The sequence below is a fragment of the Neisseria sp. P0024.S006 genome, from assembly GCF_051956595.1.
GTDB lineage: Bacteria > Pseudomonadota > Gammaproteobacteria > Burkholderiales > Neisseriaceae > Neisseria.
In genome coordinates this window covers 1-493 of the sequence record NZ_JBQCXH010000030.1, presented here as the reverse complement: position 1 = coordinate 493, position 493 = coordinate 1, and the positions used below count along the sequence as shown (strand labels likewise).

Genomic DNA, 493 nt, shown 5'->3' with positions numbered 1-493 from the left:
CAACCAAAACACACAAACAACAACACAAACAAACACCAAAACCAAAAAAAACCCCACCCAAAAACAACAACAACAAACACACAACCAAAACACACACAAAAACAAAACACCACCACCCACCACCAAAAAAACCCCCAAACCCACACCACACCCCACACCCCAAACCAACACCACACAAAACCCACACAAACCACCCCCCAACCCCAACCCCAAACAAACAACACACCCCAAAACCAAAACCAACACCACCAAAAACAAACAAACACAACAAAAAAACACAACCCCAAAACACCAACAAAACACCACACCCCCCAAACAACACACCAACAACACCACCACCACCAAACCAAACCCCACCACCACCAAAACACACCAAACCAACAACAACCCCAAACAAAACAAACCCACCACAACCAAAACAACCAAACACAACAAAAACCCCACCCACCCCAACACCCAAACCAACACCCCAAACAACAACCCCACCACCAAA

1 protein-coding gene is annotated in these 493 nt (G+C 46.0%); it reads right to left on the bottom strand.

What is annotated here, in order from left to right:
- Window positions 1–493 (bottom strand): hypothetical protein (locus ACTHUF_RS11100; RefSeq protein WP_440407718.1); only part of this gene is annotated, 493 nt, incomplete at both ends.